The 13167-nt window shown below is 62.1% G+C and carries 8 protein-coding genes and 1 pseudogene; 2 read left to right on the forward strand and 7 right to left on the reverse strand.

Features of this window, described 5'->3' with window-relative positions; translation table 11 throughout:
• Positions 1–16: 16 nt before the first annotated feature.
• Positions 17–1624 (reverse strand): restriction endonuclease, encoded by a 1608-nt coding sequence (locus tag ACJH7A_RS29030; RefSeq protein ID WP_406803200.1) that lies wholly within the window; start codon positions 1622–1624, stop codon positions 17–19.
• 107 nt (positions 1625–1731) lie between these two features.
• On the opposite strand from ACJH7A_RS29030, the gene ACJH7A_RS29035 reads away from it, so the two are divergent.
• Positions 1732–2928 (forward strand): hypothetical protein, encoded by a 1197-nt coding sequence (locus ACJH7A_RS29035; protein ID WP_212812040.1) that lies wholly within the window; start codon positions 1732–1734, stop codon positions 2926–2928.
• 546 nt (positions 2929–3474) lie between these two features.
• Here the strand turns inward: ACJH7A_RS29035 and ACJH7A_RS29040 are convergent.
• From ACJH7A_RS29040 to ACJH7A_RS29060, 5 genes and pseudogenes are all read right to left on the reverse strand, one after another.
• On the reverse strand, positions 3475–5844 hold the full coding sequence (locus tag ACJH7A_RS29040) for a DEAD/DEAH box helicase (RefSeq protein WP_212812039.1): 2370 nt from the start codon (positions 5842–5844) through the stop codon (positions 3475–3477).
• 54 nt (positions 5845–5898) lie between these two features.
• Entirely contained in the window at positions 5899–6750 is an 852-nt protein-coding gene (locus ACJH7A_RS29045; protein WP_212812038.1) for a nucleotidyl transferase AbiEii/AbiGii toxin family protein, read from the reverse strand.
• On the reverse strand, positions 6747–7328 hold the full coding sequence (locus tag ACJH7A_RS29050) for a type IV toxin-antitoxin system AbiEi family antitoxin domain-containing protein (protein ID WP_244872595.1): 582 nt from the start codon (positions 7326–7328) through the stop codon (positions 6747–6749). The genes ACJH7A_RS29045 and ACJH7A_RS29050 overlap by 4 nt, the downstream gene beginning before the upstream one ends.
• Before the next feature lie 594 nt (positions 7329–7922).
• A pseudogene (locus ACJH7A_RS29055) lies at positions 7923–9110 on the reverse strand (IS3 family transposase).
• Positions 9111–9751: 641 nt separating this feature from the next.
• The gene (locus ACJH7A_RS29060) at positions 9752–11575 is read right to left on the reverse strand and encodes a fatty acyl-AMP ligase (RefSeq protein ID WP_346416281.1); all 1824 of its coding nucleotides are present in this window, start codon (positions 11573–11575) and stop codon (positions 9752–9754) included.
• 482 nt (positions 11576–12057) lie between these two features.
• On the opposite strand from ACJH7A_RS29060, the gene ACJH7A_RS29065 reads away from it, so the two are divergent.
• Complete coding sequence (locus tag ACJH7A_RS29065; RefSeq protein ID WP_293021469.1) at positions 12058–12648, forward strand: TetR/AcrR family transcriptional regulator; 591 nt, start codon at positions 12058–12060, stop codon at positions 12646–12648.
• Positions 12649–12876: 228 nt separating this feature from the next.
• Here ACJH7A_RS29065 and ACJH7A_RS29070 read toward each other — a convergent pair.
• A partial coding sequence (locus ACJH7A_RS29070; protein ID WP_406803201.1) for an integrase core domain-containing protein occupies positions 12877–13167 on the reverse strand: 291 nt, incomplete at its 5' end.

A 13167-nucleotide genomic window follows, 5' to 3' on the forward strand; every position in this document is an offset into this window, starting at 1 on the left:
CACCGTCAGACGGCGATCAGCACACCGAAACGGAGGTCGCCTGAAACACCCCGATCCACAGGTATTGACAATTGCTCACCTCGGGGACGAAATTGGTTCTCTGACCTAGTGATTCAGTGACGCTCTCGGTCTCCAGCATCATGTCTGCGAGTAGGTCGGGGACCAGCCTCAAAATCGATTCGGTCTTCGTCATGACGTCAGCTCGGATCAGCGCACTCAAGAGTCGATTCGACTCGTCGTCAGATAACCCGCAGAACCCGTTGACGGCAGCGCGCGCTTCGGCGTTATTCAGGTCTATCACGCCACCGGTAGCGGCACACGTTGCGAGGAAGCGTTCGACAAGCGCCGGGTCGAATTCGTTGACCGTGGCGGTGATGGACTGGCGATAACTCGACCGCACAGCCGAACGAAGGTCGGTACTAAGTGTGAGGCTGCCGGTTAGAGTGCCGTTTCGGATTGCGTCGATTGCCAGCACCCCTAGGTAGGGCGCTTCTTCTGCCAGACGTGCGATATTTACTTTCGTTCCGTACGCGAGCTGGATGTCGAGCCCGTCCGCGAGGGAATCGATCAATTCGTACGCGTGGCGATGACTGAGTGGTGACAGCTCGATCGTGGCGACACCGCTGATCGGGAAGCCGGCCTTCATGAACGTATCGAGAAGGGGGGTGACGCCGTTCTTTCGCGCTGCGACAACGAGTTTGGTGTGCTCATTCCTCAGCATGTATTCAAGCAACCGATGCACGGCTTCGGGTCGCTCATGTCCATCATCCACAAAAAGGACCACAGAGGAGTGGGGCAGCTCGTCGAGACTATCGGCACTTAGCGGGTGCGCCGGGATGAGGCTCAGGACGGGAACGGTTGGATTCTCGTTCTGCAGGTCACGAAGCACCTCGACGGCGAGCCGAGTCTTGCCCATCCCGCCGGGTGCCGATATCAGGATGATCCGTGTGTCTCCCCGTACCGCTGTATGAAGAGCCTGCAATTCGGCCGTCCGATTGACCATGGCGCCGGCGTCATTCAGTACAGGAAGACAGATACGTGTGTCACCGAGCGCGTCCACCGATTCAAAGGCATCGGCTCCCGGCACGCGGAGGAGCCGTTTACGTGTGGCGCGGTCCCATGTTGAGTCGAGGATCTCGCGTCGACGGTGAAGAGGCACGTCTGCAAGTAGCTGATTGAGGTCGCGTCGGTCGATCAATGTCCAGTCGGCGTGCTTCTGGATCTCCTGCCTCACAGCTGGCGAGGCGAATCCGGAGTACACGAGGTGATGGGTATCGGCGTGAAAGCTACATGTCTGAACTGCGTTTCGAACGTCCGCCGGTTGGAGCTTTTCGTATGCCTTGCACTGCCAGGAGGAGGTGGTCCCGTCACTCCATTCGCCCTCAAAGTCGATTCCGTCTTGCTTGTCGCCGCGGCGCCCCCATCGCGAGACGCGTGCTATGCGTCGCCCTGACTTGTTCGCGAACCGGTGTGCGCTCAGCACGGCCTCGGTGAAGTCCTCGAATTGCTCCCACGTCAGCTCGTTGGTCGGCGGCAAAGACAAGTCTCTTGCGCCGGTGTCTTCTGAAACTGGCATGCGAAAACTCACCTCACTGATGTCCGCGATCAGTTTGCCTGACGCCACCGACAGAGCTCGTAGATCGCCGCTTGGTGGGTCGAGGCCGTTGGTGAGTTGATACTGACGGACCCCGGGGGCGCAGACTTGTCGGCGGCTGCTGGCACGCTACGTGCATGGTCAAGAGTCGCGAGCCGCTGTTCGATGATGCTCACCGCGACGACACGTCGGTGGCTGGCTTCCAAGAGTCCACCTTTGCGTTCATGAACAGGATCGCGGGCGACTATTGGGACCAGCCGCGGTTGATGATGCAGCAGTGGATGGACCGCATCAACGATGACATCACCTGCAATGACTTGCTCCAACGTTTGCGATCAGGAGACGACGAGCAGTTCCGCAGTGCCTACTTGGAGCTCTATCTTCACGAGTCGCTTTTGCGCGCTGGCTACGAAATAGTGGTTCACCCGGAGGTGCCGGGTACGACCCGTCACCCCGACTTCTTGGCTGTCCGCGGCGACGAGCGGCTCTACGTTGAGGCGGTTGCTCCTGGTTCGACCGCGGCGGCTAAGGCTGCGGCAGGTCGTCGGGCGGTTCTATTCGATACGGTGAATCGGCTCCAAGACCCGAATTTCATTCTTTGGCTTGACCATCTTGTGGACGGGCCGCGGCCACCCAAGGCGGCGCGCCTTCGAGGCAAACTGAGCCAGTGGTTGCGCCTGCTCGATCCTGACGCACCATGGACGGCCGACGCTGCGCCGAAGTATGTCTGGCGCGAGGATGGCTGGGAGGCTGGGCTCAAGGCATTCCCGAAGAAGCTCGAAGCCCGAGGCCTGAGACCCGATAGCCGGGCGATCGGGATCTACGGCCAGTCGGAGGCGAGCTTCGTCGATGATGCGCCCGCTATCCAAGCCGCCCTCGCTGCGAAACATCATGAGTACGGCAATCTGGAAGCGCCATTCGTTATCGCGATCGGTACGTACATCGTGGATGGCGACCGGTGGCACGCCAGTAATGCGATGTACGGGCCGCTTGCTTTCGAATTTGACCCGAATTCAGATGGGGAGCCGCCCGCCCGCGCGATTCGGCAAGCCGGTGGCTACTTCGGGACGCCGCCCGATTGGCAGAACCGCAATGTGTCGGGGGTTCTAGTCGTTAACCAACTCATGCCGTATTACTTTCAGCGCGCCGAGGTCACGCTGTGGCGGCACCCGAGTCCCATTCATGCGCTACCCGACGAGCTGGGAATCCCCGCCCATACCATCACCCTTCGTAACGGCGAGCTTGCAGTCACCCCTCCAGATCCGTCTGCTGGAGAGTTCTTCGGCCTCCCGGCCTCTTGGCCCCCAGGCGAGGCATGGCCGAAAGGCGACTGACCTCCACACTGCCCATCGAGTCTGCTCGCCGTGGTGGCAGGTAGTTGTCCTCGACAATCGGCGGTGTGGTGCACTCGATCGACCAGCGCCGAGGCCGGGGATGGGTATCACGACCGGTGGCGATCACCGCGAAGACACATTGAGGAACAGCCAGTCAGTATGTCGGCGAGGACGGTGTTCGTGGCGGGATAACCAAAAATCCGCAGTCGTGTGTCGGTGAATGCGACTGCCCCTGGGCATCAGCAAGTACGGAAATCCGCTCCGATGCAGTTGGGAGCCGATTCTCCATCCGCACATGTAAAAAAACTGTGTCCGAGGGGGGACTTGGCCACCTGCGACAAGGGTTGAGGTCTTTGATTTGAGTTGTTGACCAGCAGTTTTCCTGCGGTTGGCGACGGCACGCGCTAGACAGTCCTGGTGGTAGTCATGACGTGGCTAAGGGTAGTTGCGAGAATCGTCGACGCGATGCAACGGGCGCGGGCAAGCGCAGAAGAACGGGCTCCGTCGGGGAACGCTGCGGCGCTTTTCCCCTTCTGCAAACGTCCGTCAGCTGCGGGTCCGCGGGTTTGGGAATCCCATCGTGATATAGCCGGGCGCTCGTTTCTTCAGTGATGAGGCGATGACCGGGGTGAGCTCGTGGTGGTAATCGTGCACGGTCGCGGTGGTCTTGCCGGGGTACGGCCGTGTCACGCGGCCGACGTACTGGACGAGACGATTCTTGAACGTGATCGGTGCTGCCAGAAATAGCGTGTCGAGGGCTGGGCAGTCGAAGCCTTCGCCTATGAACGAACTGGTGCCGACGATCAGGAGCGGTTCCGTATTCGGTGTCCTTGTGGCAAGCATTTCGGTGATGCCGCGCCGTTCGGCGGCTTTCATGCCTCCGCTCAATACGGTGACTGATCGTCCTGCAGCGGTGAGCCGTTCAGCGATGGCGTTGAGGTGGTCGACCCATGTGGTGAGGACGAGGATGTTGGCGCCTTTATCGGCAGCGGTCAGGACGTCGCCGACGACTTGGTCGAGCCGTTGCTCATCGGCGACCAGCGTCCGGTAGATGTCGGCCATCCCGCCTGGTTCTCGTGGGTCAGCGTCGCCGAGGTAGCGGAATTGTGTCGGATGGAGGTGCAGTACCGGGTGCGGTGTTGACAGTTCGGCGCTGTCGGTGGGCAGTTGGCCTGCGGTGGGTCTTTCAATCTGTACGTGGTGTGAACCGAGTTGGTGGTAGATCAGGTCTTCGAGTCCATCTCGCCGTTCCGGAGTCGCGGTCAGGCCCAGCCAGAATCGGGCGGGAATCTGGCCGAGGACTTTGAAGAAGGCGCTTGCTGCGACGTGGTGGCATTCGTCGACGATGATGAAGCCGTATCCGGCCGCTAATTCGGAGATGTTGTTGCGACGCGCCAGGGTTGGCAGTAGTGCGATGTCGAGAACTCCGGTGGTCTTGGATCGTCCGCCGCCGATCTGGCCGCATTTGAAGTCGAGGTGTTGGTGGATTCGGTCTCGCCATTGGTCAGCGAGTGCTTTGCGGTCGACAAGAACGAGCGTTGAGGTGGCACGTGCTTCGATTGTCGCGCAGGCGATGACCGTCTTTCCGGTTCCTGGGGGTGCGATCAGTACGCCTGTGTCGTGGTTGAGGAGCTTCTTCAGAGCATCTGACTGGGTCTCGCGCAGTGTTGTGGCGCAGGTGAATTCGTGGTGCTCACCGATGACGCGGTGGTCCTCGATCTTGAGGGTGCTCTCGGCTGAGCTGACGAGGTCGCTGAGCAGTTGGTGCAGGCCGCGTGGCAGGGTTAGGTTGCCGTCGGCGGTTTCGTCGTAGCTATATAGATAGCGCGGGGTATCCCACGTGCTTCGCCGTGCTCGCTGCCGTACGTCGAATTCGGGGTTGCGGATGGAGGCGGCGTGTTTGACAGCCGAAATCATGGCTGGGCCGAGGTCGGTGGACGTCAGGGTGATTCGTGAATCGAACGCGGCTCGCACGATCGCCGCGGGGCGGGGGACGATTTTCGATGAGGTGGGCAGTTGCAGCCGCCGAACGTTGTGCCCGATCTGGGGGCTGGGCAGCTGGCGGGCAAGGGAAGCAGTCTCTTTGGCGGACAGTCGCGCGATGCTCGACAGATATGCCCACTGGTCCTCGTACGGTTCAAGGGTTGCCGGATCAAGGAAGACGGTGGTGCCGTGCTGGCGGCGTTTGCCGTTGAGTGGTGCCGCGATCAGGTTGCCGACTCCGCGGCCGGTGTGCACGTCCTGGGAAGGAAACAAGCGGTCGTAGCTGCTCAGGCGCATGCTGCCGCGCAGCCGGAAGGCTTCGGCGAGCAGGCTGGTGGCGATCCCGCGCGCGACGGAGGCTGATGTCGCGTGCGCGAAAAAGATCCACACGTGGGCGCCGCGGCCGGACTGGGATACTTCCAGCGCTGCCGGAATATTATGGGAGCGAGCGGCTTTCGTGTACGCGAGGGCGTCGAGCATCGCCGCTTCTTTGTCGAAGTCTGCTGCTACCCACCAGCATGTGTCGTCATCGCCCAGCGGATATAAACCGATGTGGACATCACCGCGGAGATGTGAGCTCACGACCTCAGGGGTCAATGTCAGGTACGGGGCATCGGCACGGTTCATGCCTTTGCGCCAATAGCCTTCGATCGCCGGCATCCAGCCTGATCGGCCGTCTTTGCGGTTTTCCCATCGCTGGGCGTAAACATCGGTGCGGCAACGGAATAGGTCGAAATAGAACCTGACCTTGTCAGCGGGGCTGGACTCCATGCAGACAGGTGGCGTCGGGGCACCAGTTAGGGTGGCCTGGTCGCTGCGTGCGGCGCGGGCCTGTTCCTCGGTCAATTCAAGTAAGTGCCGTAGGCGCGCGTTGTCAGCTCGCAGTTCATCCAACTCGCCGGGAAATCGCTCACGGCCGCCAGTGATCGTCATTGATATCCCTCCGCTAGGTACGGACCCGGTCCCGCGCCGGTAGATGCCGGTAGTTCACTCGGGTCCGTGGCGAAAGACTGGATCGAGGTGGGCGGCAACGAGAGCGATTTGGTCGTCGAGGTTTTGTTCGCAAGCTGATTCGAGGTGTTCCTTGCGGCGCCATGCCGCCCATTTCGCTTGTGCGGCAGCGCCGTAACCGGCTAGTCGCGGTGCGACGGGTCCCAGATTTACTCCGCGATGGACGGCGACCGCCCGCGCTGAGCGGAGCAGTTCGTGCGAATCGATGCCGGCGCGAGCGAGTTGCACGATGTCGACGTAATCACGCCAGCGGGTACTGGTGATTCCGCGTTCGAGGATGGTCACGCCCTTTTCGGCGATCGTCGTTTCCGGTGCATATCCCAGGAGGGTGATCGGTTCGCCGAGGATCCGATCGATGGTCACGTGCCGTGGTGGCGGGACGATCGGATCACCAGTGGACACGTCCCACGCCGCTACCCCTTTCCACGGCCCAACGGTTGCGGCGATTCGTACGCGCAGACCGGGATACTCTGACTGTTCACGGATCTCCTGGACGGCGATCGTGGCGAGATCGAACTGCAGTCCGTCATCTATGGTGACTGCGGCGATGTCACGAACCACCTGTATGAGGTGCTCGGCATCGACATCGGCACTGATCGCATTGGCGTCGGCGTCTTTGGTGGGACGCCGAACTCCATAGGCGGCCAACAAGATTCCGCCTTTGAGTACAAAGTCCTTGGCGTGAGGTGTTCGGGTGAGGCGGTCCAGAAACGATTCGAGTACGTGCCGTATCAGGTATTCCTGTGTCGGTGCACCGGCTCCGCTCTGTGCTGCGGCGGACCGTGCGGTGCCCTGGATGTGGCGGAACACCTCGTCGCCGCGGCTCACGTCAACATCTCTAGTGCTTGCAGGACCGGGGTTTTCGCGCGCGGCAGGCGCGCGGCGATGTCCATGAGTAGTGCCGGTTTGCCGCCTGCGCGCAGCCACTGCCGCAGCGCATCACGAGCGAGCTCGTAGCCGACCGAGCCACGCAGGCGGAAGGCATCGGCGATGCAACGTTCGGGGGAGTAGATCCCGATCGTTTGATTCGAGCCGGGGATCGTCATCTGGTCGCGTCCGATGTCGAATGTGGCCGCATCGAAGTGATGCCAGGTGATGGCAGCGCGGCCAGCCGGTGTGCGGGAGCCGCGCGGGATCGCGACGTCCACGGTGGCGGGTATCTCGTCGGTGAGGTCGTAGTGGGCCAGCGCGGAGGTCAAGCAGATGGTCGCGTCAGGTCGGCGCGTTGAGGCTTCGATCAGATCCCAGTCCATCGCTGGGGCCTCGGCGGGAAGATATATGCCTCGTGCGATGCGGTCGAGGCGGCCTTCGCGTGCGTCCCGGTAGAAGGCGCCGCGCGACAATCCGACCTTCTGTGCGGTGCGTGGGGTTAGTGCTTCCATGGCCGGCGACACCTCCAATCGCATACAAACTGTTTACAGTTAATAGTACGTGTATGCGGATTGTTTCGCTTTGTGACCGTGCGTCGCGGCGGGCGTCATCACCGGTGAGGGTACGTTTCGCTATAAGGCCAGGTCGACACGAGTGTCAACGAGGCGCCCATGATGACCTTGCGGGGGTAATCGGGTCGCAGCGACCGCTGGATTCAGCCGTGTCGCCGGACGTGTCCGAGGGGGTGTCCAGAAGGCGACTCGGCCATCTGCGACACGGATTCGAGGACATTCGTCGCCAGCGTTAACCATGCGGCAAATGCATAAAACGAACTGTAGAGCGTATTTGCTGTATGTAGCTAAGAAAACTGTGTCCGAGGGGGGACTTGGCCACTTGCGACACGAGTTGCGGTCTTTGAGTTGAGTCGTTTACCAGGTAGCTCGGAGGCTTGGGCGCGCAGTCGGCACCAGTGATGTCCTATGTTTAGCTAGCAGCTCTCGATCGGTTCCTATTCGCCGTAGCAGCAGATGGTCTGGCCGGTTCCTCGGTGGATGTCGTCAGCAAAAGTCAAGCAAACTGACTGCACGAACTCCCGGGCCTGGGCTTGACCCCTTTCGATGGACACGGGATCAGGCGGCTTGTGCCGTCTGATTGATCCGGTTTTCGCATTCCACCGGGGTGATCATGCCGATCGCGGAATGGCGTCGGCGGCGGTTGTAGACCCGTTCGATCCAGTTACCGACGGCGAGCTTAGCGGCCGCTTTGGTCGGCCACAAGTACCGGTCATAGAACTCGACTTTCAATGTGGCCCAAAAAGATTCAGCCGCGGCGTTGTCCCAACACACCCCGGTCCTCCCTACTGAACGAGCGAGATCGTGGGTTCGGGCCAGGTGGGCCATCTGTGCGCTGGTGTATTGGCAGCCACGGTCAGCGTGAAATACCACCTGCCGGGTAACTGCCCACGGGCCACGGCCATCGCGACCGCGGCCTGCACTAGATCGGTGTGCAGATGGTCCTCGATGGCCCAGCCGATGATCCTCCGCGAATGCCCATCGCGCACAGATACAGCCAGCCCTCGCCGGTTCGCAGGTAAGTGATGTCACTGGTCCACACCCGGTTGATCGCACCGGCATCGAAGCGACGTTTGACCAGGTCCGGGATCGGTGGTGCATCCAGATCCGCGACCGTGGTCGCCGGCGCGAACGACCGTGGGCTGATCACGGCCAGGCCCTGGCGCGCCAGCGAGGCGGCCACGGTCTTGCGGGACACCGCGCGGCCTTTTTCACGTAGGTCAGCCAGTATCCGCGGTGCCCCGTACACCCCGTCAGAGGCTTCGTGAGCGGCCGCTACCGCGGCATCCAGACCGGCACGGCGCACCGCAGCCGCACCAGGTGCGGCGGCCGCGTTGGTGCGCCATTTGTAGAACCCCGAGCGGGACACCTCCAAGGGTCGGCACATCCGTACGATGCTGTAGTTGGCCTTCTCGGCGGCAATACCCTGGTAGGCCTCTACCGGTTCTGTTCGGAGGCGAAGAAGGCCGCGGCTTTTTTCAAAAACTCACGGTCCAAACGCAATTCAGCATTCTCTCTGCGCAGCCGCTCCAACTCGGCACGCACATCAGCATCGAGCACCGCGTCAGTATCGGTGCCGCTCGCGCGTTGCTGGGCCAGGCGCACCCAGCGCTCCAGCAGTTGTTCACCGACGCCGATCTCCACGGCCACGTGCGCAATCGGGCTGCCCGTCTCGATCACCAGGCGGGCAGCCTGCTCCCGAAACTCCGGGGTGTACTTCTTGCGCTTGCCCGACATACCGGACATCCTTCGCGCGGGACCAGCAGTCCCACCAGTTAGGTGTCCACCATCAGGGGTCAACCCCAGGCCCATCAGTCTCTAGAATTACCGGGAGCGTGCGTTTCGACGACATCGTCCTCATTTGTATCAGTCCAAGCTCGAACATTAGGGGTGGTGATCCCAGGATGTCCAAAGCGCTCGCGCGCAAGGCTTCGTCGGTCAAGAATCGTTGTGCGCGGTAGCGGTCGATTCTGAAATGGTCGGCGACCAGGTAAAGGTACTCGACGACGATTCCACGTGCGATCGCTCGAGGTAGGTGTATTCGGTAGTGATCGTTCAGGTACTTCACGACGAACGTCGTGCGATTGCCCATCCAGGGTGAGCGCCAGGTCACGGGTTGATGGGCTAGTTCTACGCGCTCTAGGTGCGTCGCTGGCTGGGGGCACTCCCGGGGCGGGGTTTCGTGTCTCAGATGCGGACCACCATATTTGCGGTGGGAGGGGTAGCGGTCGGTCCGTGATCGAGGCTGAATTCTGCAACAGCGATTCCAGCCATGGAAATCTTCGGTCTGAGCGAAGTCATCCGTAGTCATCCGTCACCATCTATCTGTTTCATCGGTTCGGGCGGTGCTGAACTCTGACTAGGAGCTGTCATTCTTCAGCAGGACGTCAGTGGAATTGACCGTTCAGAAACTCTGCCCGCGCGGCGGTGCGGGCCAGCTTTCCCGACGTCGTACGGGGGATGCGGCCGGCCGCAACCAGTCGCACCTCGGCGACGCGCACCTGGTGATGACGCGACACCGCAGCCCGCACCGCCTCGGCCACAGGCCCCAGTTCGGCACGCCCGGCACCCACCGCACGCTCGGCCACCACGACCAGTTGTTCACCCGAATCACCAGGCACAGCAAAGGCTGTCACGTAGCCGGACCGCACCGCCGACGAGGCGCGGCTGACCGTCGCCTCGATGTCCTGCGGGTAATGGTTGCGTCCGTCGACGATGACGAGATCCTTGATGCGGCCGGTGACGAACAGCTCGCCGCCGACGTAAACGCCCAGATCGCCTGTGGCCAACCACAATGCGTTGTCCTCAGCGCCATCGGCGTGGCTGACGGTCTGACGGGTCTGCAGCTTGTTGCCGAAGACCCGCTCGGACTCCTCGGGCCGGCCGAAGTAGCCCCGGCCGATGTTGTTGCCGTGCAACCAGATTTCGCCGACGGTGCCGTCGGCGGCCTCATCGCCGTCGGGCGTCACGATCGTCACCCACTGGTCCGGGATGGCCTGCCCGCACGACACGTGGGGCACCGCGCCGTCCGCGTGCCGGCCCACGACGACGGCCCGGCCCGCCGCGAGCTCCTCGCGGTCCAGATATGTGGCGCACGGCTTTTCGTCCGCGCCGATGCTGGCGACCGACAGCGTCGCCTCGGCCATGCCGTACGACGGCTTCACCACGGTCTCGGGCAGCCCGTAGGGCTTGAAGGCCTCCATGAACTGCTCGATGGACGGCAGCGTCACGGGCTCGGAACCGTTGAGCAGCGTCACCACATTGCTGAGGTCGAGCGGTTCATCGGCCGGCGGCAGGCCACGCTGCGCACACAACTCGAAGGCGAAATTGGGTGCGGCCGCGAACGTGCGGCCGTGGGCGGCCTCGTCGGCGAGGCGCCGGATCCACCGGTAGGGCCGGCGGACGAACGCCATGGGGTCCATCAGACTGATCTGGCCGCCGCACAGCGCGGGGAACATGATCATGATCAAGCCCATGTCGTGATACAGCGGCAACCAGCTCACGCTGCGGATGTCGGTGTCCAGGCCGCCGGCCAGGATCATCTGAATGACGTTGGTGCACACGTTCCGATGCGTGATCTCCACGCCGGCAGGCGTGCGCGTCGAGCCCGAGGTGTACTGCAGGTAGGCGACGTCGTCGGTGCGGGACTCTGGGGCCACGTACATCTCGGCGAGGGTGTCCGGCACGGCGTCGACGGCGATCACCCGCGGGCGCTCGGCGGCGGGCAGCGTCTTGATGAACGTGCGGACCGCTTCGGCGGCCGCGGTGGTGGTGAGCACCGCGGCCGGCTTGGCGTCGGCCAGCACCGCGGCCAGGCGCTCGGTGTGCCCGGCGAGGGCCGGCGCGAACAACGGCACGGCGATGTTCCCGGCGTGCACGGCCGCGAAGAACGCCGCGACATAGTCGACGCCCTGCGGCGCGAGGATCGCCACCCGGTCGCGGGGAGCGGTGACCTGCTGGAGCCGGGCCGCAACGGCGTTGACCTGAGCCCACAGGCCGTTCCAGCTGAGTTCGATGATCTCGCCGTCAGGGTTCTGCGCGTAGTCGATGAACCGGTACGACGGACTCTCGCCCATCGCCGCGCGGTTGCGCTCCAGGAACGACGTCAGCGTGATGCCGTCCGGTATGACAATGCTGCCATCGGAGTGAAGGAAACTTTCGGCTGACGCTGCATCTCCAGCAGTATTGTTGCTCAACGCTTTGCGTGTCATCGAAGTCATTTTGACGTCACTTTGACCCATGAACTTTCTCATCGTCGGCCCCAAGCAAACAGTGCCACAGTGTTCTGCGCTCCTACTGTCTAGACGTGGCGTGATGCAGACTGATCAGCTGCAGGTGCGCGTCCGGTCGACTGCTGGCGTTTGGGCGGTATGCAAACAATGTATGGCCACCGGAAGTACGCCCCGATGATGGCCGCGATCTGCCGCTTTGGGGCGACCAACATGTCGAGCAGACGATGCCGGCGTAACGAAATGGTCTGAATGATGCGCACATCGGCTCCAACGTGACTGATCGCTGCACTATAGCCGCGATGACAAATCTAACTTGCCAACTGGCTGGTTAATTTAGCTTCCATGGCTAACGATGGGCAACCCCAGCCGAAGGTGAGTGACATCACATCCGCCGCTGAGGCATCATTCATCCAGTGCGCACGCAGCCCGCATAAACTCCCCGAAAGGTTGGCAGAGGAAACTTGACGTCATCACGTGGCTTCGTACGCCACCGTATCGTCCAGGCGGCTTTGGAATTATTCGCTGAGTACGGTGTCAAGGGCACGACCTTGCAGATGATTGCCGACCGGCTTGAGGTGACCAAAGCCGCTGTGTACTACCACTTTCACACCAAAGACGAGATCGTGAGGGCCGTCGCACAGCCGTTACTCGAGGACATCGCTCGCGTAATACGTATCGCCGACGCGCTTCCCGACCCCCATTCGCGGCGCGAAGTCGCCGCCAGCGGCTTTGTCGAACTGGCGGTGCGCCATAGGGGCCTCAGCGCAATTGTGCAGAACGACCCGGCCATGAGCACGCTCGCGAAGACGCATGTCGAGTTGGAGAACGCCGTCGTGAAGCTGATCACGCTGCTTGATGGCCCCGACGCGGACGTCGCCCACCATATCGGGACATCGATGATCATCGGCGGAGTTTCCGGCGTTGTAACCGATGCGCGGTTGCGCGACGTGCCCGACGAACTGCTCCATCGTGTGCTTCTCGACTACGCCCAGCATCTGCTACATACCCCCAAGTTGCTGTCGGCGGCCGTGAAGCCGTCGGGAAGTGTGTAGCCGCCCAGGAGCGAGGTGCCGAAACGAGAATTCGTGACGCGGTGGTGCACTTGCGGCGCCGGGCAGATTCGGGAGCTCCTACGGGTATCGAAGATGGTGTGGGGTTTACGAAACCCGTAGTCGCATTGCGGCAGACTAGCTGCGGCAGTGGAGCCCGCGCCTTCGGCGCTAGCGCGGACTGATCCGCTTATCTGTAACTGGGCTTGACCCCGTTTGGTGGACACAGGGTCAGGCGGCTTGTGCCGTCTTAGTGATCCGGTTTTCGTATTCCACCGGTGTGATCATGCCGATCGCGCTGTGTCGTCGGCGGCGGTTGTAGATCCGTTCGATCCAGTCACCGACGGCGAGCTTAGCGGCCGCCTTGGTGGGCCACAAGTACCGGTCGTAGAACTCGACTTTCAGTGTGGCCCAGAATGATTCAGTGGCAGCGTTGTCCCAGCACAGAGTAATTGTCAATACCTGTGGATTGGTGTTTTTCAGGCGACCTCCGTTCCGGTCGGGGTGGCCGGGTTGTCGGCC

Source organism: Mycobacterium sp. SMC-17, assembly GCF_045310915.1.
GTDB lineage: Bacteria > Actinomycetota > Actinomycetes > Mycobacteriales > Mycobacteriaceae > Mycobacterium.